The following is a 24,198-nucleotide window of genomic DNA, read 5'->3' as shown; positions in this document are numbered from 1 at the left end:
TACTTATAATACTATCGTTCATAAATTTAATACGATTGTAGTGTACATCGTATATCAACGTGATACTGCTTTTTGTTTTTTTTTGCAAATCGTAAACAATAATTAATAGTATGCGAATCACTTGAACTTAGAAAAAGTAAAAAACTATATTATAATTATATATCTTTGACTAAGCTAACCTTAATAAACTTTGAAGACGCTTCAAACGCCAATAGATTACCTTAAAGGTGTTGGACCAAATCGAGCTGATTTGCTCCGCAAAGAATTGGGTATCCATACTTATCAAGATTTAATAAACCTATTTCCTAATCGCTATCTAGACCGTACGAAGTATTATACGATTAATCAATTACAACGAAACGCTGCAGAAATACAGATTATTGGAAAAATCATAAAATTCCAAGAAGTAGCACAAAAAAGAGGGAAACGACTGGTCGCTACTTTTCAAGATGAAACAGGGACCATGGAATTGGTTTGGTTTAGAGGCCAAAAATGGATACGAGAAAGTTTAAAATTAAATACGTCCTATGTCATTTTTGGAAAGACAAACTGGTACAATGGAAAATTTAGCATGCCACATCCAGACACTGAATTGTTAACCGAACACCAAAAGAATTTACGGTCATCGATGCAGGCTATTTACCCTTCTACAGAAAAGCTATCTAATAAAGGAATAACCAATCGTGTAATGACAAAAATCATGCAAAACCTCTTCATAGAAACCAATGGGAGATTCGCAGAAACTCTGTCTGAAAACTTACGCTCAGAATTAAATTTGGTTTCTAAATCTGAAGCGCTTTTTAATATTCATTTTCCAAAAACAACAGTACTATTTTCTAAAGCTCAATTTCGACTAAAATTTGAAGAATTATTTTATATACAACTACAATTAATTTTAAAAAATCTAATTCATAAAACAAAAATAAAAGGCTTTCCTTTTAATAGTATTGGAACCCATTTTAATTCCTTTTATAAAAACAATCTTCCTTTCGAATTAACAAATGCTCAAAAAAGAGTACTCAAAGAAATAAGGCAAGATTTAGGTCAAAATGCTCAGATGAATCGCTTATTACAAGGTGATGTTGGTTCTGGTAAAACTATTGTTGCGCTAATGTCAATGTTAATGGCGATTGACAATGGTTTTCAAGCCTGTTTAATGGCTCCTACTGAAATTTTGTCAGTCCAACACTTTAACGAACTAAACAAACTATGCAAGTCACTGAAAATCAGCATTAAAATACTCACAGGATCAAGTAATACTTCAAGCAGAAAAGAAATCCATAAAATGCTTGAAAATGGAGATTTAGACATTCTAATTGGCACACATGCTTTGATTGAAGATAAGGTGAAATTTAAGAATTTAGGTCTTGCGGTTATAGATGAACAACATCGGTTTGGAGTTGCCCAACGTTCAAAACTGTGGAAAAAAAATAGTCTACCACCACATGTTTTAGTGATGACTGCCACTCCAATTCCACGCACCTTAGCAATGTCTGTTTATGGCGATTTAGACATCTCCATTATAGATGAATTACCTCCCGGCAGGAAGGCTATAAAAACAGTGCACAGATTTGATGCCAATCGTCTCAAAGTCTTCCGCTTTATTCGTGATGAAATTACTAAAGGACGACAAGTGTATATTGTATACCCTTTAATACAAGAAAGCAGTCAAATGGACTATAAGGATTTAATGGATGGTTATGAAAGTATTGCTCGAGATTTCCCTGCGCCAAAATATCAAATCTCAATAGTTCATGGCAAAATGAAACCTGCTGATAAAGAGTTTGAAATGCAACGTTTTATTAAAGGTGAAACTCAAATTATGGTCGCAACTACAGTCATTGAAGTTGGTGTAAATGTACCAAATGCTTCTGTAATGATTATTGAAAGTGCAGAGCGTTTTGGACTCTCGCAACTGCATCAATTAAGAGGTCGGGTTGGCCGCGGAGCCGAACAAAGTTTTTGTATTTTAATGACTAGCCATAAACTTTCGGAAAACAGTAAAACACGACTAGACACGATGGTACGCACTAATGACGGATTTGAAATTGCAGAGGTTGATCTTCGTTTACGTGGACCAGGAGATATTATGGGAACACAACAAAGTGGTGTTTTAAACTTACGTATAGCAGACATTATAAAGGATAATGACATTTTACAACATGCGCGCTTTCATGCTAAAGAGGTCTTAAAAAGCGACCCTTCTCTTAAACTACCGCAACATGCAGTTATCCTAGAAACCTATAGGCAAATGAGTAAGTATAAAAATATTTGGAATTATATTTCTTAAAACCCAATAAAAGATTTTAAAAATATAATTAGAATGCCTCTAAATGTTTAATTGAGACCGCGTTTAACAAATTTAGCACTGACTCCAGAAGTTTGGTGGTTTTAAATAAAAGTCAAATCTAAAAACAATAATACTTCCCTTTTTTTAGTCAAGTGGATATATTGAATCACAACTATAAAGTACACTATTCAAAAAAAAGAACAGGAATAGTATTTATAAACGCCTACTTCATTAAAAATTCCACTACCATTTGTTCGTTCAATAAAAGCTTATAATTTAAGAGTACCCCCCATTCTAAAACAGGTATAAATACCTAAAAAAGAATAAAAAAAAACCGTTAAGTTTGTGTTAAAGGCTTTTTATCATAAAATAAAACCTTTTAAAAACAGCAAGTTAAAGCAACTCTCCCTAAAAATGCTTTTCGTATTTCTAAGTAAAAAACCACGCTTAATCTTTATAAAAATGAATACTTATTCTACAACCAACTCCGTTAAAACAGGCATTGTTTTTCTAATGTTATTTTTAGGAACTACAATTTTTAGTGAAGCACAAACACAAACAAGAGATACTGTATATGTAAATATGGCAGCCATTAATCAGCCATTTATGTATAATCGTTTGGGTGCAGCACAACCTACAGGAACTATTTTTGCACTTGTGCGCGATTTAGACACATCAATTCCAAAAGAAATCCCTGCTAACATACTAGGAAAAGTAAGGTTAAAAAAAAGCAAACGCCCTAGACCCATTGTTTTAAGAGCCAATGTGGGCGATGTATTAAAAATAAAATTCACAAACCTTCTAGCTCCTTATGATAGTCTAGCACCTGTTGACGCATTCAATACCAATAAACCAGGTATTGTTACTCAAGCACAAGCAGCAGCTTTTGGGCCAAGCGGCCCAACGGCTAGTGTATATCCAAAAACTAGACATGCAGGCGTTCATATCCTTGGAACCGAAATGGCAGAAAGTATAAATGATGACGGTAGTTACGTTGGAATCAATAGTTCTAGTCTTGTTGCTCCAGGCAAGACAATAACTTATACATTAAACGTTCCTAAAGAAGGGGTTTATATGCTATATAGTACCGGAGCAACCGTTGCGCCTGGAGGGCAAAAAGGCGGACAATTAAGTAATGGTTTATTTGGTACACTAAATGTCCAACCCAAAGGGGCGGAATGGTATAGAAGTCAAGTTACAGAGGCCGATTTAAATTTAGCGATTACACATTATGAACAAATCCCAGCAGATGGTAATGGCCCGAATACCGTGCTAACAAAAAATGAAGTTCCCGACATATACGACACTAAAAGCACATTTCCTGTTATTGATTATGATGCCAAATACCCAGATAAAAGCCCAATCATAAAAATGTATCAAGAATTCCCAGAGAAACCAAATTACAAAGAACTAATACACACAGACTTAACAGCTATAATAACAGGACCTAATAAAGGTGATTTTATTGGAGAAAGCCCCTCTTTTTTAAAAGTACCTGCTTCCCCAAATAGAAGACACCCATATAGAGAGTTTGCAATTAATTACCATGAATCACCATGGACCGTACAAGCTTTTCCAGCGTCATATACCGATGATATAAATAGTGCTGGCCTTAATTTAAAAAATACACTAGCAACTGGTAATGATGCCTTTTCTATTAATTATGGTTCTGGTGGAATCGGTGCAGAAATTTACGCCAATAGAATTGGGGTTGGTCCTATGGCCGATTGTGATGATTGCGCTTATGAAGAATTCTTTTTAAGCTCATGGTCTGTTGGAGACCCTGCTATGGTAGTAGACATTCCTGCAAACGCAGCAAGCACTACAACTGTAAATAAGACACTTCAAAATCAATTTTTACACCAACAAGGAACTAGCAGTATTGATACAACATTAACACCAGAACAAGGCTTTAAAGCAACCAAAGCAATATATCCAGATGACCCTTCCAATGTATACCATAGCTATATGAATGATCATGTTAAATTTAGAATCACACATGCAGGAGCAGGTTTAACCCATGTCCATCATCAACACACACACCAATGGTTACACTCCCCCGACAATTCTAATGGGCATTATCTAGACAGTCAAACCATAAACCCTGGATCCTCATACACATTAGAAATGGTATATGGCGGCAGTGGTAATTTAAATAAAACGGTTGGAGATCAAATCTTTCATTGTCATTTCTACCCACATTTCGCTGCGGGTATGTGGGCATTATGGAGAGTACATGATGTTTTAGAACTCGGAACAAAAATGGATTCTACGGGTATCGCTGCAGCAAAGGCAAGAGCTTTACCCGATGGAGAAATTGATAAAGGGACCCCCATTCCAGGTTTGGTCCCAATACCGAAACGAGCCATGGCACCTGTACCGTCTAAAATACATATAAAAGAAGGTCAAATTATAGTAGACAACAGCTCCAAAAACCCAGGATATCCGTTTTTTATCCCTGGCCTTTCTGGCAGTAGAGCACCACATCCTCCTCTAGATTTTGCCGTTGGTGATATTTTCGATGAAAACGGTCAAAAAACAGGAACAGGCCCATTAGATGGGGGATTACCAAGAAATGTCGTTTACAAAGCTAAAGTTCCTTTTGAAAATCACACACAATATGATTGGACAAAAATAGTAGACAGCATTCAAATCATAGAACTACCAAATAATGGAACAGCAATTGAAAAAGTGGCTATGGCAGCACATGCAAAACGTAAGCACAGCACACTAACACCAGAAGGTAAAAAAGATTATTTTATACTTAATGGCTTACCTCCTGTTCCAGGTGCTCCATATGCAGACCCTTCAATTAACTTAGAAGGTCAAGCAGTTGGCACCAAAAGAACATACAAAGCCGCTAATATTCAATTAGATGTTGTATTAAACAAAAAAGGATGGCATTACCCTCAACAGCGTATTATCTCCTTATGGGGAGATGTTAATGCTAATATTGAAGGCATTAAACCACCAGAACCCTTTTATTTCAGAGCACAATCTAATGAATATGTAGAATATTGGCACACTAATTTAGTCCCAGAATATTATGAATTAGATGATTTTCAAGTCAGAACCCCTACCGATATTATTGGACAGCATATTCACTTAGTTAAGTTTGATGTGACCTCGTCTGACGGTGCGGCGAATGGATTTAATTATGAAGATGGAACACTCGCACCTGATTTAGTAAGAGAACGTATTAAAGCTATAAATGATGGCGGAAAACGCTACATCTATAAATATACTGATGGAAAATCTTTAGCCGATGTGAGTAATTATAGTGTGAATGACACCTTATTAAAACCTCATGCTCCTAACCCTATCTGGGGCCCCGCTCCAGAAGGTCAAAATTGGACTGGAGCACAAACAACCATTCAACGATGGTTTGCAGACCCCTTACTAAATGACAGAGGAGAAGATAGAACCTTAAGAACAGTCTTTACGCATGATCATTTCGGCCCATCAACACACCAACAAATTGGCCTTTATGCTGGTCTATTAATAGAACCACAAAATTCTACTTGGTATAATCCGGCTACAGGAAAACAATTGAGTAGAGCATACAATGGCATCACACGATCTGTAACTGTAGATGGTCAATCCTTACCCGTAAGTGATGGTGGTCCAACAAGCTGGCAAGCCAATATTGTATTAAATGACGATATAGAAGGTAGCTATAGAGAGTTTATGTTAGAATTTCAAGATACCCAACAGGCTTATTTACCGACTAGTAAAACGGCCTTAGATCCTTATCCTGAATTTCCTGAAAATTTCTCAGGTGCTGATTCTTTAGAATTTATTGCTGCTGTTGATAAATATAGAGGCTGGATGGATCCAGACCATGCCATACACAATAACAAATATCCAGAATTAATCTCATTTGGGTTTAGAGGGACTTATTCTATGAACTACAGAAACGAACCTCTTCCATTAAGAGCTGCACAAAATAATAACGGCAGTTATACTCAGGCCACTGGAGCGGCAGGTAATCTATCTAATGTGTTTAGTTCTAAAGTAAAACGTGCCGACAATGTATTTAACACCCAACCTGTTGGTGGTTCGTATATCCCAGGAAGTGACACCTTTACCTTTCCTATAAATGCTATAGGTCCCAATATGCAACCTACAGATCCTTACACACCTTTGTTTAGAGCTTATGAAAATGATAAAATACAAATAAGAACATTGGTAGGAGCGCATGTTACCTCTCATTTCTTTAACGTGCATGGTGTTAACTGGTTGTTTGAGCCTTCTGCAGAAAACTCAGGATTACGCTCTACTCAAAATATGAGTCTTTCTGAACATTTTGAAATGAATTTTAGGTTTCCTGTAACCAAAAGCCCAAAACCATTTACAGATTACTTATACCAAGCGAGTGCGGATGCTGCTGGATTACAAGCTGGTCTCTGGGGAATGATGCGAGCATATAGCACTAAGCAAGACAGCTTAATGCCACTACCTAATAATGATATTGAGAAATACCCAATAGCAAACAAACCTAAAAATTGCGGTTGCCCTACTGGAGCAGATACCCCTAAAAAAACTTTTTATGTTACCGCATTTTCAATAGATCAATTAGGCGATGGATATCTCACTTATAATAAGAAATTTGGGAATAAAGAGGATGATGCCATTGTTTTTATAGGTAGTGAAAAGAAATTGAGTGAAAAAAACATGAAAGCCTTATGGAAAGGAGAACCTATGGTATTAAGAGCCAATGCAGGGGATTGTATTAATATTAACTTAACCAACGCCATAACCAAAGGGTTTTCTACCAATCCCGGTGTTTATGATTACCAAAGCGCTAATAAAACAGGAGTTATTGTTGAGTTAGCTGCATCATCAGATATTGGTTTACATGCCGAATTACTATCATACGACGTTAGTAAGTACGACGGCGCCAATGTAGGGTTTAACACTCCACAAACAGTCGCTATAGGAGAAACGAAATCGTATGAATGGTATGCTGGAAAATGGGAAAACGACAGACCCGTTCCTGTTGAATTTGGCTCCGTAATCTTATCTTCTTCCGATCGCTTAGAGCAGTATGTAAAAGGGCTTTTTGGCGCTCTAATTATAGAACCCAAGGGCACAACTTGGAAAGTCGATGAAAACCTTAACCAATCGGCAAACATTTACGATGAAAACAAAAAATTACTATTTCGTGAATTTGTATTCCAATTCCAAGACAATATAACGGCCACTAGTAATGATTCTATAAACGGTGTTCCTAACGCTACCGTTAATTATGCTGTGAATTATAAATCGGAACCTTTACTTAACTTAAGAAAGGATATTGGGCTTACTCTAAACCAAAACAATATTGCGAATATCAATTCTATTTCTGCCAATGGGTGGGCTTACCCAGAAACCCCACATTTTATTGCAAAAGCAGGGACACCTCTACGATTACGGTTATTACACCCTGGTGGCCTTGGTGATGGAGAAACATTCACATTACATGGACACTCTTGGCAAGAAGAACCTTATAAATATGATTCTACAGTATTAGGTCACAATGAAATGTCGCAACAGTTTGGTTTTAGAGATCAATTAGGACCTCTTAATAGTTTTGACTTATTAATTAACAATGCTGGAGGCCAAAATACTATAAAAGGAGATTATTTATACAATGATATGGTGAACCTAGGATTCCAAGGTGGCGTTTGGGGAATTATGACAGTAAATAATGGCGTTTCACAAATCACAATAAATAAAATTGAGACCTCAGTTGAAGATATTACGCTGCGATTAAAATTTAAAATTACAATCCGTGGTAAAGTTAGCGTAAATCCTGTTAGTGGCCAATTGCCTGAAAAAATAACACTACTAACAAACAGCTACAGAAAGAGCTCATCTATAAACAGCGATGGAACATGGCATTTTACAACAAATTATAAAAATTTAAAAAACGGCTTTATACTAACTACGCCAGATGGAGGTGTTTTAAACTTAACTTCTGAGCATATTGAGGATCTTCTAAGTACACCATTAACAGAAGCCCCTAAGCTTCCACAAAAAAGCGTAGTAGCTCCAGCGCCTATAAAAGAAGAGACCAAACCACAACGTGTGGAAGGCAAAAAAGTAAAAATGAACTAATACCGCACCCTTAAATAATGCATATTAATTTGAATCCATTTAAATACATAGTCTTTTGCTGCTGCTTTTCCTTGTTAACAACAATACAAGGAAAGGCACAACAAGACTATCATAAATCTATTATAAAAGAAGGTATAAAAATAGATTTCACCATTTCTCATTTAGATATAAACAAACCTAATACTGAGTTTAGAGAAGGTGATGATGTTTTATTTCGCTTCAAAATAAAAGATACGATATCAAACAAACCACTAACAGGAGCTTTTCCCGCTGCTTGGATGGGAAAAATAAATCCAACTCTAAATGTAGAATGTGGCAAAAAAATAGTCTCGTATATTGAAGGGGGCTTTCAATATAGACCTGAATTAGACCTCAACAAATACTATGTTTTAACATTAAATCATGATAATACTATTAATGTTGTAGACCCATTGTTTGGTTATGGTGGCTCTCAACTCCTTACTCAAATACAATTAAAGGGCTCTGGTTACGATTGGGCAATAACTCAAAACCAATCCTTAGTTTGTGTATCTATTCCAGAAGCTAGTGAGGTTACTTTCATAAACACCTCAAATATGGCTATAGATGTCCATATTCCTATCCCAGGAATACCTAAAGAAATCGCTTTTCAAAACGACGAGCACTACTTATGGGTAACCTATGAATCATTAGGACATTTTGAATCTAAATCAGGGGTTTCCATAATAGACACCAATACCAAAACACTTTTAAAAAATATAGAGACAGGAAAAGGAATGCATGATATTGTTATGGATGAACAAAACCAATCGGTTTTCATCTCTAACAAAAGTGATGGAACTATTTCCATAATAGATTTACAAACCCTAAATAAAAGAAAAGATATCAATATTAACGGCACACCTGTTGCTATGGCTTTTTCTAAAAAAGCAAATGCTCTATATGTGATAAACAAAGAAGAATCAACAATATACGTTATAAGTAATGCTACAAATGAAATTATAGATAAAATCCCATGCGCTCATGGTATAAACAAAATTGAATTTGCTCCTGATAATAGATTGGCTTTCATTGCTAACCCAAAAGATAATACCGTATTAATTCTGGATAGTGCTTCAAATAGTATTATACAACGAGCCGATGTAGAAGACCATCCTGATGAAATAAGCTTTTCGGATGAATTAGCCTATATAAGACACTTAAAAAGCGATACTGTTTGGATGATTCCGTTGGATATTATTGGAACAAAAGATGAAGCGATTTCACTTATCGATTTTAGTGGAGGTCAAAATCCTCCTGCTCTAGGTAGTGAAATTTGTGGTGCAAAAGGTATTGTACAAGCTCCTGGCGCCAATGCTGTTCTCGTTTCAAACTATTTAGACCATTCTATTTATTATTATACAGAAGGTATGGCTGCGCCAAGTGGTCATTTTAGCACGTATGGAAAAAAACCTAAAGCAACACTAGCCGTAGACAAAAGTATAGAAGAAATCGCCCTAGGGACTTACCAAACCACAGCTAGATTAGGCACTCCAGGAGATTACGATATTAGTCTGTTTTTGGACACTCCTTCTTTTATGGAATGTTTTCCGTTTACTGTTTTAATAAATAAAGAAAAAGAAAAAGAACGGTTAACCCAACTCATTGGACCTTTAGCTATAAACTACTTAACTCCAAAATCATTAACCACTGTTGGAGAAGAAATAACCATAACCTTTGAACTCATCGATTCTAAAACCAAAGAGGTTGTAACCCATTTAAAAGATGTTAGGTTAATGTCTATGGACAGTTTTGGTAAAGGGGACAACATCCCTGTTAAAGAAACCAAAACAAAAGGCACCTACTCTACTGTTCTAAAACTTAAAGATGAAGGCGTACATTATATCTATGTAGCTTGTAATTCTAGAGGTTTAAACTTTAATAACCCGCAATTCTTAGTACTACACGCTTCAAAAAACTAAACTAATTAACTATGAAAACAATTAAGGATTCAATAATCACTTTAACATTCCTCTTCCTTTTACAAATTGCTTATACGCAATCCAAAAGTACCTGTTGTACTACTAAAGCAAAAATAGAGCCCTGCGAAAGTGCAGAAAACTTCTCGCTAGGAGCGATGAAAAACATTCCTAATGTCTCTCTTATAACACAAGAAGGAGAGCCTGTTAAATTTTACGACCTCATAAAAGACAAGGTTGTTGCTCTAAATTTCATTTTTACAAGCTGTAAAACGATTTGCCCGCCCATGGGAGCTAATTTTTCTAGTTTAAAAAAAAGAATGGAAAAGCGTGTTAAAAACTCAGAATTAGTCATGTTAACAATAAGTATAGACCCTGTAACAGATACCCCTGAACGCCTAAAAGCATGGAGTGAAAAATTTGAAGCAGGAGAAGGTTGGACATTACTTACAGGAAAAAGCAAGGATATTAATACACTTCTTAAAAAATTAGAAGTTTATACCGCCTTAAAAGAAGAGCACGCACCTCTTATTTTACTAGGAAAAGAAGGCTCCAACAAATGGATTAGAACAAACGGACTTGCCAATGTAAACGAACTAGCCTCTACTTTAGAAACATTCTTTGATAAAAAAGTAAGTCAGGTTGAATCGAAACCTAATAAAGACGAACAGTATTTCACTAATGTTGTTTTAACCGATCAATCTGGTAAAAACAAACGCTTATATAAAGATTTAATGGAAGATAAAATAGTAATTATAAATCCTTTTTTTTCTGAATGTACTGGTGTTTGCCCAATTATGAGTTCTAATTTAAAAAAAGTTCAAGAGCATTTAGGAGATAAATTAGGAAAAGAAGTGCACATATTATCATTAACAGTTGATTACAAAACAGACAGCAAAAAAGTATTAAATGCCTATGCTAAAAAATATGGCGCAAAAAATGGATGGCATTTTCTTACAGGAAACAAGGAAAACATCGAATTAGCCTTAAAAAAACTCGGAAAATATGTTGAGAATAGAGAGGCACATGATGCCATATTCTTAGTGGGAAACCTAAATACAAAATTATGGAAAAAAGTCAACGGTTTGGCTAATGTAAATGACATTATTAGTCAAATAGATAGCGTGATCAATGATTCTATTAACTAACCCCATTTATGAAAAAGACCTACTATACATATTTACTATTTTTATTAATACTATTTATAGCCTCTGCTAAACCTATATCCTATTTTAATGAGTTAACCGCTAGTCAAAAAATAGGAAAAAAAATATATACCAAAGGTATTGGATCCTCCAACATAAAGATAACCGCAAATATGTCTGGGGTAAAGGTTCCTGCTACGATTATGCCTTGTATGAATTGCCATAATCCAAAAGGCACTGGTAACCCTGAAGGCGGAATTACACCTTCTAATATTACCTGGAAGTCCTTAACCAAAAACTATAGTGTTAAGCGCCAAGACGGAAAAACACGTCCTCCATATACAGAAAAATCATTACGCAAAGTAATTACCACAGGCATAGATCCTGCAGGAAATACTTTACATTCTGCAATGCCTAAATACAACATGTCTAGACAAGATATAGAGCATCTTATTACGTATTTAAAAGTTATTGGTACAGATTATGATATTGGAATTTCTAAAAACAATATTAAAATAGGCTTTATGCTACCTGATGCTAAAAATTCAAAAAAGAATACAGTAATCAAAAATATAGCCAAAGCCTATACCAATGAAATCAATCAATCTGGAGGGATCTACAACAGAACAATCGAGCTTGAATTCATTTTAAAAAACACATCAAAAAAAGAAGATGATATTTTCTTATTAACTGGTTTTGATACGACTTACAAAACAACAAACCAGACAATGCCTTCACTACTTCTACATTCTAAAAATACAGTAACTAACAACTTAAACACTAGAAACACCTTTTACATATACCCTAGCCTCATTTCTCAAAGCCTCTCTTTAATTACATCAAAACATTTAAAACAAAACATTAATCCTCCAGTAATCTTATACAGTGACAATAAATTCCATAAACAAATTGCTCAAAATATGGAAACAAAACTAATGGTCGAATACAATTTAACTCCTTTCATTTCAGAAATAAACGAATCTAATCTTGACAATATCAGTAAAAACAACGCTATAAAAAACGATCAGCCACTCTATTTTATAGGCTCACATCAAATAGGACACAGCCTTTTAAAGGCATTAAATAATGCAAAAAAAACACCATCCATCTATTTAGCAGGCAGCATTTCGAGTCTCAATATTTTAAAAGCACCTCAACGTTTTAAAGATAAAATATTTATTAGTTACCCAACTTGGATTTCAGAAAGAACAGGTGCTGGAATTAAACGCTATAAACAATTAAAAGAAAAATACGGATTAAGTACACAATGGAAAAAAAGTCAACTAGACAGTCTTATTATGCTATTAATACTCGAAGAAACTTTAAAACGTTCAGGTCAAAACCTAAATAGAGAATTATTTATTAATGAATTAGAAAACGTTTATGATTTTTCAACAGGTCTCATTCAACCTATAACATTTACGCCAAGTAAACATATTGGAAGCACGACCATGTACATTACTAATTTCGATTCTAGCAGCAATCAAATGCAGTTAATTGCCACAACCAATAGCAATGAAAAACAATATGAATAGAACAGTAAAAATAGTAACATCAATTTCTAATCAGGAAGCATTATTACAACTTCCCGATACTGTTGAATTAGTAGAAATAAGAGCTGATTTAATGGATATTTCAACCTTGCCACTAAAACAAATTAACCAGCCTTTAATTTATACACTTAAAAGTATTGAAGAGGGTGGTTCTTATAAAGGAACAAGTAATGACAGAAAACAAAGGCTCATAAATGCCGTTAAAATATTTGATTTTATTGAATTAGAAGGAGAACGCGATCTTATTCCAGAAATATTAGATCATATTCCTATTGAAAAACGTAGAATTACTTACTACGGCTCCTATAAAGGCCCTAAAACATTAAAACAACAATTAGAAAAGTATATTCAAGTTAACGCAAGTCTATACAAGTTAGTTATTTATGCAAAAAACCATAAAGAAACAATAGCGACATCATGTTTAATACAATCGTTTAAAGAGATTCCGTTACTTTCCTATGCTGTTGGCCCTTTTTCAAAATGGTCTCAAATTATTGCGCCATATTTAGGAGCTCCCGAAGTTCCTTGCGCTCTAAACAAAGACACTAATACCTCTTTCTTTTATACTCCAGAGCAATTAATAGAGTCTTTTGGCTTACCTTCTGTTTATGATTTGAAAACTATTTTTGGTATTGTTGGCAATCCTATTTCTAATTCTATATCTCCAAAATTACACAATAACGCTTATCGTGAACTAAAGCTTCCTTACCTTTATTTACCCTTTCATGCAGAGCATTTTAAAGACTTTGTAAAAGCATTTCTTCAAAATAGTACTTTCCCCATTCCTATTAGCGGTTTAACCGTAGTTTCACCATTCAAACAAAAAGGGCATGCCTTTTCAAGGCAAATCAAGATTAATGCCTCTTCAAATTTAAAGGCCTGTAATGGGCTTATTAAAATAAAAAATAATTGGAAAAGTTTTAGTACAGATGCTTCTGGAGCATTAGAAGCATTACATACTATTGAAAATTGGACTAAAAAACGAATAGCAATAGTAGGATGTGGAGGAACAGGGCAAACCATTGCCACTGCGCTCAAAAAGCTTGAAATACCCCTTACCCTTGTCAATAGAACCTTGAAAAAAGGCAAAAACATAGCCAATGCGCTCAACTATCCATTTGTGCCGCTACAGCATTTTAAACCTCGCTTTTTTGATATTATCATACACACCACTCCATTAGGTAAAAATAAGGGAGAAATTCCCTTCGATTTAACTCAATTAACCCACACTAGTCTTGTCATAGATCATGTATATCCCAAAAAAGACAAAACAGAACTCGTTAAATATTGTGAGTTACTTAACATAAAAGTTATTGACGGCAAAGCTATTGCCAGAATACAAATAAATAAACAATTTAAAGCAATGACTGGATTAGAATATCCCAAAAACATCGCCATTGAAAATTTACACAAAATAAAAACAAATTAGATGCAAGCAACAAACTTAGCACATTCAAAAAAAGACGATATCATTTCTGAATTTTATCATGAATGGGGCACGAACATAAAAACGCTTATAGGAGAGTGGAAAAATGTAAATCCAAAGACAGGTCAGATCTCTCGCATACAAATCAAATCAATCAAAAATGAAATATACTTATACGCTTATGGAAAAGTAGACAAAGGTGAACAAGATTGGGGTAATGCCTTATGTGAATTATTTAGTGACAATGTTAGCTCCTCCCTTATTGAAGGTTTTATAGCAAATTACAATCTAGGCTTTATACAGATTAAAATTGTTGGTAATATTAAATATGGTGTTATGGTTATACAATCCTACAACACATTCAAAGATGGCAGCCCTCGTAACAATTACATTGCTCGCGAATTTTTTTGTAAAAACAATAATTAACGAAAAAACAATATGAAAATAGCCGAACAAAAAAGCACTATAGATTTTTCATACTATACCGGAGTATGGGTAAACTCTTATGAAAAAGCAAGAGTTTTTGCATCACTTACCATTAGAGAAAATAATGGAAAAGTAGAAATTTCACTTGAAAATTCTGAAACTGGTTTTTATAAAAAACCCTGGGGTTCTAGCCTGTTAAAACCACATGCTTACGCCCCAGATATGAATGACATTGTTGCCTTTCAAGCTCACTTTAACCTTGAAGATATAACTGCTTTTTTAGCGATAAATGAAAATAAAGGCCTGCTCATTATTGCTGGATATTTCAGTTTCAAAGAATTAGATAACAGGTCGGATTGTTTTGTCCGCGAATTCTTTTATAAGATATGATAACACAAGAATTAAAAATAAACCTAAACGAAAGCTTAACAAAATTAAAAGCATTAGCAAAAGAACGCTTTACCGCGCGTGCAAAGCATTATGATGCAACGTACTGTTTTCCTAAGGAAAATTTTAACGATCTATTTTCTGAGGGATTTTTAGCTGCTACTATCTCTAAAAACTATGGAGGTCTTGGCATAGGCAATAACAGAAAAAACATTCGTTACCTCTGGTCTATGACAACAGAAATAGCTAAAGCCGATATGGCTACTGCACGTTGTTGGGAAGGACATAATAATGCTTTAATGCTTATAGACAACTTAGGCAATTTAAGTCAGAAGGAACGCTGGTGCTCTGGCGTGGTAAATAATGGCGACCTTTGGTCTGTTTGGAGTGGAGAACCGTTATTAAAAACACCCAATCAAAAAGAATCATTAGGTACAACAGTTACTAAAACAGACAAAGGTTATATTCTAAATGGCTCTAAAGTATTTTGTTCCTGTGCTTCTGAAGCTTCATGGGCCATTCTATTAGTTAATACCGCAGGTTCTGGTGGCGCACGCCATGCTAATGGTTCTCCCGAATCGCTAATTATGTTAGCTTGTAAACTTTCAGACCCATCAGTCTCATTCGACGATTCTTGGTGGAAACCCATAGGTATGAGAGGCTCTGTAAGCTATCGCGTTTCTTTTAACAATACTTTCATTCCATTTGAAAACCAAATAGGCACACCAGGAGAATTTTTATTAAATGATTGGCAGACCAGGTGGACTCCGCAATATGCTGCAACATTTCTAGGAGGCGCAGAAGCTGCTTATGAATATACCCTATCGCATATTAGAAGTCAAAAAAGAGACAACGACCCATACATTCAACATCGAATTGCAAAAATGCTCATTAATATTAAATCGGCCCATATGTGGTTAGATCATGTAGCCGAGCTTTGGAACAAAGAGAATATTGATGAAGCCATCTCTTCGGGTAATATAGCACGCTATCAAATCGAGCAGTTAACCACAGACACCATAAACCATGCTATTCATGCTTGTGGAGCTAGAGGCTTAATACAACCTAGTAACTTAGAACGTATTGTAAGAGATTTAACCATTTATACAAGACACGATAATGACGATCAATTATTGGCAACCATAGGGAAGTCTATTTTAGGAGAAACTCACGATTGCTCATTCTTTAATCCAAAATAACGACTATGAAAAAACTTAGCAAAAAAAAACGACTTAGTATTTGGGCTTTAGCTTTAGGCTACTTTATCTTTTATGTACCGTATAGTGGTATGACCAAAAGCCTTTCAAAAGGACTATTCTCAGAAAAGGAAATCGTTATTTCAGGATTCGAAATGCTTCCCATTGTACTTATGGGTACGGTTTTAGGCTTTTCTTCTATATTATTAATTACTGGATGGTGGAGACATGCAGGGACTATTTCTATCTTAAACTTTAAGATTCCCTTTGCTTCCAACAAATACACCTTTCTATCTGGTGTTGCAACAGCTGTAATTATTGCAACAACAACCTTAGCTTACAGTTTTACAGGCATTTCTATCGTTTTTGCAGCATTATTAATGCGTGGAGGTGTTTTAATTATGGCCCCTTTTATAGACATTGTATATCGTAGAAAAATACAATGGTATTCTTGGCTCGCTTTTGGTTTAACCTTATTCTCTTTATTAATAGCTTTTTCTGAAAGTATTGGTTTTACATTAAATACGGCAGCTATTATAAATATTGCAGCTTATTTATGTGGCTATTTTTTTCGTTTACAATTTATAACCTATCGTGCAAAAACAGATGACAATGCAAGTAATAAAAAATATTTTATAGAAGAAATGATGGCAGCCATGCTTACAATATTTATCATCCCTCCGCTTTTAGCATTAATAGGTATAGGAGAGATTATGCTCTCTTTAAGAAGCGGTTATACTCATTTTTTAACATCAGGTTTAGTTATACCAACTCTAATTATAGGCTTATTATATTCCTGTTTATACATATTTGGTTCAAGAATATATCTCAATTATAGAGAAAACACATTCTGTATTCCTATAAACAGATGCGCCAGTTTATTAGCTGGTGTTACCAGTGCAATCCTTTTGTCTTTTATTTTTAAAGCACAATTCTTTACCAATCTTCAACTTATAAGTGCTGTTATATTAATATTGGCAATATTTACATTAAATACTCCAAAAATAATTGAAGCCATCAAGCAACAAATAATCGAAGAACAACGCACCTATGTCTTTGTATGTCCAGGTAACACGGGAAGATCTCCAATGGCACAAGCCATTTGTATGGATAAAATGATTACATATTATAACACTCACAAAAAGACAAAAAGAAAACGCTTTATTAAAATATTAAGTGCTGCGATATCTGGAGAAGAAGGAAAGCCAATACAAACGGATGCATTAATGGCTTTAAAAGAACTAGAATACAACTCCATTAACCATAACTCTAATTCCATGTCCAACATCAACATAGAAAAAACAAGCAAAATACTATGTATGTCGTCTGAACAAAAGGAAGAAATTTTACAAAAGTTCCCAAAAGCAAAAGGTAAGGTCTATGCCCTAGATGTTGAAAGCGCTATTCCTGTTCCACATGGGAAAGGGAAAAAAGCATATATAGAATGTGCTAAGAAATTAGAACATGTTATTGACCAATTAATAACTAAAAAAGAAATTGCCTTTTCTTAATAAGTTACTCAATATTACTTTAACGTTTTAAGAACACAACCCATGAATAAAACGACTCTTAATTACAATACATTTAAAAAAGAAGGTGTTATATTCCCCATTCCTGTGCTATCCAACGAAGAACTTTTAAACTATCAGGATGAAATTAAACATATGGAACAGGCTTTTAATGGCCGTTTACCTTATGCTGGTAACTTACATTTTTCCTTACCATGGGCTTATAAGCTAGTCACACATCCAAAAATATTAAACTTAATCGCTCCAATATTAGGGGAAGACATTAGCGTAGTAGGCTCTCTAGTGCTTACTAAATACCCAAAAACAGAAAGTTATGTTTCATGGCATCAAGATGGCATGAACTCTAAATGGGATCAAAACCACTCATTAACTGTTTGGCTAGCGTTAACTAATAGCAGTCTTGAAAATGGATGTATGCAGGTAATCCCCAAAAGCCATAAAAATGCATTACAAGAACACGTTTTCTTTTCCGATCAAAAAAATATGATTAGAAAAGGACACAAAATTGCAATAAATGTCGATGAAAAAGAAGCGTTAAATCTAGAACTACAACCTGGTGAGTTATCCATACACCACAATAGTATTATTCATGGTTCTAAACCTAATACATCTTCATATAAAAGAACCGGTTTTATTATAAGGTATATTAATACACAACATGTAAATCCAGGAACTTCTGTTATTTATGCTAAAGGCAACATTAAACATCACTATCTCAACAAAATAAACGCCCCTTTACCTTTTAATTCTAAACAAAACCCGCAAAAATACAAAGCCTTTTTAACTAAAAATATTGTTATAAAATGAGAATTTTATTATCATGTAATCATGAATACCCTTCATACAGGCATTACGGTTCTGGAAAAAAAACAACAGCCTTTCCATCGGGTTCAAGCCATCATCAACACGATTTATTAGCCAGAGGTTTAGCTGAAAAAGGTCATAAAGTGTATTATCATGTTAACCACACCTTACCTTCTAATACAGATAAAGGAATAAATTTTGTAAAAGAACTTGTGGACGATGTTGATATTGTTCATTTAAATGCCAGACTTAACGAAGAGTTTTTCACTTATTACAATGCTAGAAACATCCCTGTTATTGCCACTAATCACCTGTATGTAAATAATGAGCAACCGCCATTTAAATGGGTACATGTCTCTAAAACAATGGCCGATCTATATCACGAAGATTCTTTTGTCTGGTGTGGCTTAGACCCCAAACATTACCTTTACACAGAAAAAAAAGCTGATTATTACTTATTCATAGCCAATATTAGTAGACATTTAGAAAAAGGCCTTGATATAGCACTTAAAATAAGTCAAAGACTAAATAAAAACTTAATTGTAGCTGGATCTAGTAAAAACCCTTTAGACATTGCTATAGTCCAAAACCTATGTTATAAATTTAATGCAAATTATATTGGAGACATTCGAGGCTATGAAAAAGCAAAAATATTTGCCAATGCTAAAGCCCTTTTTTCACCTTCTAAATTACCTGAAACTTTTGGCATTACGCTTATTGAGGCTTTATTTTCTGGCACACCAGTAATTTGCAGTAACAATGGGGCGTATGGAGAGATTATACCGAAAAATGTAGGTTTTGTTTGTGATACTGAATCCGATTACATCCACGCCTTTAAAAATATAGACTCTATAAAGCCTGCTGCTTGCAGATTATATGCCATTAATAATTTCCATTATTTAAAAACTACTGAAAAATATATTGACATCTACAATAAAACCTTAATACCACAGAATCAAATAAGTAATTGAATGAGAACAAAACCCATACTGCTAGAAGATAGTATAGATGATATTTGGTCCATAAGAATATATAATGGAAAATCACCATTAAAAATAAAGGCTTCCGAAAAGACTTTTATAGCCGCTATAACAAAAGAGGATGTCACAGATATTCCTGCAGCATTTGTTGCAGATCCGTTTATGCTTTACTCTAAAAAAAAATGGTTCTTATTTATGGAAATTATGAATGCTGAAACAGAAATTGGAGAAATCGGATTAGTAACCAGTAGTGACGGCATAAAATGGGAATACCAACAGGTTGTACTTAAAGAAAACTACCATTTATCTTACCCGTTTGTATTTAAATACAAGAAGGCCTTTTATATGATTCCTGAAACATTAAACGCCAATGCGGTTCGTTTATATAAAGCCAAAAATTTTCCTTACAACTGGGAGTATCAAACTGATCTTATCAAAGGTAAATATGCAGACCCAACACTTTTTCAACATCAGAATAAATGGTGGATGTTTACCTATAGCTTTACATTGGGTAATTTAAATTTATTTTCATCAAATAATTTAACAGGCCCTTACACAAAACATCATAAAAGTCCCTTAATAATAAAAAACAGAAGAATAACCAGACCGGCTGGTAAAATAATAAAAATTAACAATAAATTAATTCGGTTATGTCAAGACGGTTACCCTAAATATGGCTCTAGTGTAAGAGCCTTTGAAATCACCAAGTTAACAGAATTAGAGTATAATGAAATAGAGCTAATCGAAAGCCCTATATTACAAAAATCAAGATTCAAAAATCAATGGAATAGTAACGGAATGCATCATTTAGATTCACATAAAATCGCACACAATAAATGGATGCTATGTGTTGATGGATGTTGTACAAATTTTTAAGCAGATTATGAAAAATAAAAATATAGTAGTATTATCTAGCTCTATACGAAATGGTCGAAAAACACATACTATCGCGGAATGTGTAATACAACAATTAAATCAACTAGAAGCTATAGATGTGCATCTCATTGATTTAAAAAAAGTTAAACTACCTATGTTTGAAGAATCTATAGAAAATGAAGCTCATTACCCTAATAATTTAAAAGTATTTAGCTCCAAAATTGATAATGCAGATGGTATTATTATCGTTTGCCCAGAATATAAAAACAGTATTCCTGGTGTTTTAAAAAATGCTTTAGATTATCTAAAACCACAAATTTTTAAACATAAACCTATAGGTAACATCACTATTGGTTCCAATAATTTTGGGGGACTAAACTGTTTAGCTCATTTAAGATTAATTGAATTAGCTATGGGCGGTTTACCAATTCCTGAAAAATGTTGCATTTTCAGTGTTAATGATTTTTTTAATCCAGACCATACTTTGAAAGAAGCTTTAATTCTAGAAAAAATCACTGATTTTATAAACGCGTTTCTATGGTATGTAAAACGTATCGCTCCATAATGTTTACCTCTAATATTAGAAGTTAAGAATATGTTTTATTTTAAATGCAGTTTACAGTCATCAAATGTTAATTGACATTCTTTATCAAAGACGAAGAATAATTATCTTTACAAAAAAATAAAACTATGTTACATTTAAAGTTAGAAACAGACCCACGTTGGGTAAACATCGTAGAGTCCAACATAGAGGAGATTCTAACAGATCATGCTTGGTGCGAACAAAAAGCCGCCACCAATGCCATTACAATTATTACCTTGAACTCTGAACATGAAGAACTGGTTACAGAACTTCTCTTACTTGCACAAGAGGAATTAGAGCATTTTCAAATGGTACATGATATCATAAAAAAAAGAGGATATAAACTTGGTAGAGAACGTAAGGACAGCTATGTCAACGAACTCTATAAATTTATGAATAAAGGCGGCAGCAGAACACAAAGTTTAGTTGATAGGTTATTATTTTCTGCGATGATTGAAGCTAGAAGTTGCGAACGCTTCAAAGTGCTTTCTGAAAACATAGAAGACCAAGAATTAGCTGTATTCTATAGAGAACTAATGATTAGTGAAGCTGGGCATTATACTACTTTTATCACCTTTGCTAGAAAATACGGTAAAGATATTAATGTAGAAAAACGCTGGCAAGAGCTTGTTGCATTCGAAAGTGACGTTATTAAAAGATATGGAAAATCAGAAACCGTCCATGGATAATAGAAATTACATTTTTTATTAAACGCACGCTTTGTTATATTATCTAAAAAATAAAGCTCTTGTTTTTATTCAAAGCCTGTCTAATGAAACAACTACAAACAATAGTTTAGATTTTAAAAAGGCCACCTTATTATAAAGGAAGAACTATCTATAATAATAGATCTTCCTTTTTTCGACATAGTAAAATTAAAATTTCACAAAAGGATATTATAACGCGCAAAGCTGTTATGCTATTAATTCCAAAATTTGAGCGGCATGATCTTTCGTTTTTACTTTATCTATAACATGACTTACAATCCCGTTTTCATTAACTAAAAAAGTTTTCCGGTGGATACCATCATATTCTCTTCCCATAAACTTCTTCAAGCCCCAAACACCAAAGGTATTAATAACCACCTTATCTTCATCTGCTAAAAGCGGAAACGGAAACTCATATTTTTTCTTAAAATTAGCTTGTTTTTTTTCAGAATCAGCACTTACTCCTAATAATTCATAACCTTTGTCTTGCAATATTTTATAATTATCTCTAAGATTACACGCTTCCGCTGTACAACCAGGAGTATTAGCCTTTGGATAAAAGAAAATAATAAGTTTCTTTCCTTTATAGTCACGCAATGCAATCGTATTTCCGTCTTGGTCATTTACGGTGAAATTTGAAACTACATCACCTTGTTTTAATGTATTCATAATTGTAAATTTGATTTTAAATAGATAGTATTCAAAAATACAACTAATGACGAAACAAGAGAAGGTAAATTTTGTAATAAAAACATTAAATAAAATATACCCTGAAATCCCAATACCATTAGATCATAAAGATCCTTATACGCTTCTTATTGCTGTTTTATTATCTGCGCAATGTACCGATGTTAGAGTTAATCAGATTACACCTTTGCTCTTTGCTAAAGCAGATAACCCTTATGATATGATAAAGATGTCTGTGGAAGAAATTAGAGCTATTATTAGACCTTGCGGTCTTTCCCCTATGAAAAGTAAAGGTATTTATGGGCTTTCTCACATTTTAATAGACAAACATAATGGGGTCGTTCCACAAAGTTTCGAAGCATTAGAAGCCTTACCTGCCGTAGGCCATAAAACGGCGAGTGTTGTTATGTCTCAAGCTTTTGGCGTTCCTGCTTTTCCTGTAGACACCCATATTCACAGATTAATGTACCGTTGGAATCTAACCAATGGAAAAAGTGTTACTCAAACAGAAAAAGACGCTAAGCGCCTATTCCCTAAAGAATTATGGAATGACCTACACCTCCAAATTATATGGTATGGTAGAGAATACTCGCAAGCTCGCGGATGGCATCTAGAAAAAGACATCATTACTAAAACTATTGGTAGACAATCCGTTTTAAACGACTATAAGAAAAATAAGTCGTAAATTAAACAAATTTAATTTTCAAATATTATAATACATAAGCACTTATAAAAAACCCATTTTAAAAGTTTTATAAGTTATTTATACCTATAACCCGTTTCCTCTAATTTAATTTTGAAGCGACTCAAACATCATTTCATTATAGTTTATAATGCTTAATGCTTTAGAATAGCTAAGTATAAAATCTATTGTTTCCTCTTTTGGATTCAAATTAATCTCTTGTTTACATTTCTTAGAGTAAAGTTTTGCCATATCTATTTTTAACGGTTATAATTTAATAACGCATCAAAACATACAATATTGCACTAATTGGTTAATATAATATTATGCTTATCAATTATTTTACGCATATTAATGAGTGCATAACGCATTCTTCCTAAAGCAGTATTAATACTTACTCCTGTACGCTCTGATATTTCTTTAAAACTCATATCATTATACATACGCATAAGAATCACTTCTTTTTGATCTTCTGGGAGTTTATCAATTAAACGTCTAACATCTGTTTCTACTTGATTTTTAATCAAGCTTTTTTCTGCATTTAAACTATTATCACTTAATACAGAAAAAACATTGAACTCACCGCTATTGTCAAACTTCGGCATCCTGTTACTTTTTCTAAAATAATCGATAATTAAATTATGAGAAATACGCATTACCCAGGGCAAAAACTTCCCTTCCTCATTATACGTTCCTCTTTTCAAGGTTTTTATAACCTTAATAAAGGCGTCTTGAAAAATATCTTCAGCAACATCTCTATCATACACCTTAGAGTATATAAAACTATATACACGTTGCTTATGCCTTTTAATTAATGTCTCTAGAGAGGATTCATCGCCTTTAATATAGCTGTTCACTAGTGTTGCGTCCGAGATAAGTTCTTTTCTCATA

At 33.9% G+C, this 24,198-nt stretch carries 19 protein-coding genes; 16 read left to right on the top strand and 3 right to left on the bottom strand.

The features are described from left to right. The first annotated feature begins 190 nt into the window (after positions 1-190). The 15 genes from recG to AC2D8I_RS06980 all read left to right on the top strand — a co-directional run bounded on the left by recG (position 191) and on the right by AC2D8I_RS06980 (position 21,920). Entirely contained in the window at positions 191-2,290 is a 2,100-nt protein-coding gene (recG, locus tag AC2D8I_RS07050) for an ATP-dependent DNA helicase RecG (RefSeq protein WP_484705290.1), read from the top strand. 462 nt (positions 2,291-2,752) lie between these two features. Next, a complete protein-coding gene (locus tag AC2D8I_RS07045; protein ID WP_484705289.1) occupies positions 2,753-8,389 on the top strand; it encodes a hypothetical protein in 5,637 nt (1,878 codons plus the stop codon). Between the two features lie 71 nt (positions 8,390-8,460). Beyond that, positions 8,461-10,329, top strand: coding sequence for a YncE family protein (locus AC2D8I_RS07040; protein ID WP_484705288.1), 1,869 nt, complete (start codon positions 8,461-8,463; stop codon positions 10,327-10,329). An 11-nt stretch (positions 10,330-10,340) separates the two neighbouring features. Further along, on the top strand, positions 10,341-11,474 hold the full coding sequence (locus tag AC2D8I_RS07035; RefSeq protein WP_484705287.1) for an SCO family protein: 1,134 nt from the start codon (positions 10,341-10,343) through the stop codon (positions 11,472-11,474). An 8-nt stretch (positions 11,475-11,482) separates the two neighbouring features. Next, complete coding sequence (locus AC2D8I_RS07030; RefSeq protein WP_484705286.1) at positions 11,483-13,006, top strand: c-type cytochrome; 1,524 nt, start codon at positions 11,483-11,485, stop codon at positions 13,004-13,006. Further along, a complete protein-coding gene (locus tag AC2D8I_RS07025; protein WP_484705285.1) occupies positions 12,987-14,453 on the top strand; it encodes a type I 3-dehydroquinate dehydratase in 1,467 nt (488 codons plus the stop codon). Before AC2D8I_RS07030 ends, AC2D8I_RS07025 begins: the two co-directional genes overlap by 20 nt. Next, positions 14,454-14,876, top strand: coding sequence for a hypothetical protein (locus AC2D8I_RS07020; protein ID WP_484705284.1), 423 nt, complete (start codon positions 14,454-14,456; stop codon positions 14,874-14,876). A gap of 12 nt (positions 14,877-14,888) precedes the next feature. Further along, positions 14,889-15,266 (top strand): hypothetical protein, encoded by a 378-nt coding sequence (locus AC2D8I_RS07015; RefSeq protein ID WP_484705283.1) that lies wholly within the window; start codon positions 14,889-14,891, stop codon positions 15,264-15,266. Beyond that, positions 15,263-16,462 (top strand): acyl-CoA dehydrogenase family protein, encoded by a 1,200-nt coding sequence (locus tag AC2D8I_RS07010; RefSeq protein ID WP_484705282.1) that lies wholly within the window; start codon positions 15,263-15,265, stop codon positions 16,460-16,462. The genes AC2D8I_RS07015 and AC2D8I_RS07010 overlap by 4 nt, the downstream gene beginning before the upstream one ends. A 5-nt stretch (positions 16,463-16,467) precedes the next feature. Beyond that, on the top strand, positions 16,468-17,970 hold the full coding sequence (locus tag AC2D8I_RS07005; protein ID WP_484705281.1) for an arsenate reductase/protein-tyrosine-phosphatase family protein: 1,503 nt from the start codon (positions 16,468-16,470) through the stop codon (positions 17,968-17,970). A 42-nt stretch (positions 17,971-18,012) separates the two neighbouring features. Further along, positions 18,013-18,795 (top strand): phytanoyl-CoA dioxygenase family protein, encoded by a 783-nt coding sequence (locus AC2D8I_RS07000; RefSeq protein ID WP_484705280.1) that lies wholly within the window; start codon positions 18,013-18,015, stop codon positions 18,793-18,795. Further along, the gene (locus AC2D8I_RS06995; RefSeq protein WP_484705279.1) at positions 18,792-19,763 is read left to right on the top strand and encodes a glycosyltransferase; all 972 of its coding nucleotides are present in this window, start codon (positions 18,792-18,794) and stop codon (positions 19,761-19,763) included. The genes AC2D8I_RS07000 and AC2D8I_RS06995 overlap by 4 nt, the downstream gene beginning before the upstream one ends. Continuing rightward, on the top strand, positions 19,764-20,648 hold the full coding sequence (locus AC2D8I_RS06990) for a glucosamine inositolphosphorylceramide transferase family protein (RefSeq protein WP_484705278.1): 885 nt from the start codon (positions 19,764-19,766) through the stop codon (positions 20,646-20,648). It abuts the gene before it with no gap. Positions 20,649-20,655: 7 nt separating this feature from the next. Beyond that, a complete protein-coding gene (locus tag AC2D8I_RS06985; RefSeq protein ID WP_484705277.1) occupies positions 20,656-21,213 on the top strand; it encodes an NADPH-dependent FMN reductase in 558 nt (185 codons plus the stop codon). Positions 21,214-21,338: 125 nt separating this feature from the next. Then, entirely contained in the window at positions 21,339-21,920 is a 582-nt protein-coding gene (locus tag AC2D8I_RS06980; protein ID WP_484705276.1) for a MiaE family protein, read from the top strand. A 225-nt stretch (positions 21,921-22,145) separates the two neighbouring features. On the opposite strand, the gene bcp is transcribed toward AC2D8I_RS06980, so the two are convergent. Beyond that, positions 22,146-22,607, bottom strand: coding sequence for a thioredoxin-dependent thiol peroxidase (bcp, locus tag AC2D8I_RS06975; protein WP_484705275.1), 462 nt, complete (start codon positions 22,605-22,607; stop codon positions 22,146-22,148). Between the two features lie 46 nt (positions 22,608-22,653). Here bcp and AC2D8I_RS06970 point away from each other — a divergent pair, with 46 nt between their 5' ends. Further along, positions 22,654-23,310 (top strand): endonuclease III domain-containing protein, encoded by a 657-nt coding sequence (locus tag AC2D8I_RS06970; RefSeq protein WP_484705274.1) that lies wholly within the window; start codon positions 22,654-22,656, stop codon positions 23,308-23,310. A gap of 105 nt (positions 23,311-23,415) precedes the next feature. Here AC2D8I_RS06970 and AC2D8I_RS06965 read toward each other — a convergent pair whose 3' ends face one another. After that, entirely contained in the window at positions 23,416-23,559 is a 144-nt protein-coding gene (locus AC2D8I_RS06965) for a hypothetical protein (RefSeq protein WP_484705273.1), read from the bottom strand. Between the two features lie 53 nt (positions 23,560-23,612). Beyond that, positions 23,613-24,197 (bottom strand): RNA polymerase sigma factor, encoded by a 585-nt coding sequence (locus tag AC2D8I_RS06960; RefSeq protein WP_484705272.1) that lies wholly within the window; start codon positions 24,195-24,197, stop codon positions 23,613-23,615. Between the last annotated feature and the right edge of the window lies 1 nt (position 24,198).

The organism is Lacinutrix sp. YIN62 (genome assembly GCF_057219185.1).
This window is presented reverse-complemented; position numbering and strand designations above follow the sequence as displayed.

Excerpts from the sequence above, each read along its gene's own strand:
- AC2D8I_RS07045 (WP_484705289.1), top strand. The coding sequence starts at position 2,753 with ATGAATACTTATTCTACAACCAACTCCGTTAAAACAGGCATTGTTTTT.
- AC2D8I_RS07035 (WP_484705287.1), top strand. The coding sequence starts at position 10,341 with ATGAAAACAATTAAGGATTCAATAATCACTTTAACATTCCTCTTCCTT.
- AC2D8I_RS07030 (WP_484705286.1), top strand. The coding sequence starts at position 11,483 with ATGAAAAAGACCTACTATACATATTTACTATTTTTATTAATACTATTT.
- AC2D8I_RS07025 (WP_484705285.1), top strand. The coding sequence starts at position 12,987 with ATGAAAAACAATATGAATAGAACAGTAAAAATAGTAACATCAATTTCT.
- AC2D8I_RS07020 (WP_484705284.1), top strand. The coding sequence starts at position 14,454 with ATGCAAGCAACAAACTTAGCACATTCAAAAAAAGACGATATCATTTCT.
- AC2D8I_RS07015 (WP_484705283.1), top strand. The coding sequence starts at position 14,889 with ATGAAAATAGCCGAACAAAAAAGCACTATAGATTTTTCATACTATACC.
- AC2D8I_RS07010 (WP_484705282.1), top strand. The coding sequence starts at position 15,263 with ATGATAACACAAGAATTAAAAATAAACCTAAACGAAAGCTTAACAAAA.
- AC2D8I_RS07005 (WP_484705281.1), top strand. The coding sequence starts at position 16,468 with ATGAAAAAACTTAGCAAAAAAAAACGACTTAGTATTTGGGCTTTAGCT.
- AC2D8I_RS07000 (WP_484705280.1), top strand. The coding sequence starts at position 18,013 with ATGAATAAAACGACTCTTAATTACAATACATTTAAAAAAGAAGGTGTT.
- AC2D8I_RS06995 (WP_484705279.1), top strand. The coding sequence starts at position 18,792 with ATGAGAATTTTATTATCATGTAATCATGAATACCCTTCATACAGGCAT.
- AC2D8I_RS06990 (WP_484705278.1), top strand. The coding sequence starts at position 19,764 with ATGAGAACAAAACCCATACTGCTAGAAGATAGTATAGATGATATTTGG.
- AC2D8I_RS06985 (WP_484705277.1), top strand. The coding sequence starts at position 20,656 with ATGAAAAATAAAAATATAGTAGTATTATCTAGCTCTATACGAAATGGT.
- AC2D8I_RS06980 (WP_484705276.1), top strand. The coding sequence starts at position 21,339 with ATGTTACATTTAAAGTTAGAAACAGACCCACGTTGGGTAAACATCGTA.
- bcp (WP_484705275.1), bottom strand. The coding sequence starts at position 22,607 with ATGAATACATTAAAACAAGGTGATGTAGTTTCAAATTTCACCGTAAAT.
- AC2D8I_RS06970 (WP_484705274.1), top strand. The coding sequence starts at position 22,654 with ATGACGAAACAAGAGAAGGTAAATTTTGTAATAAAAACATTAAATAAA.
- AC2D8I_RS06965 (WP_484705273.1), bottom strand. The coding sequence starts at position 23,559 with ATGGCAAAACTTTACTCTAAGAAATGTAAACAAGAGATTAATTTGAAT.
- AC2D8I_RS06960 (WP_484705272.1), bottom strand. The coding sequence starts at position 24,197 with ATGAGAAAAGAACTTATCTCGGACGCAACACTAGTGAACAGCTATATT.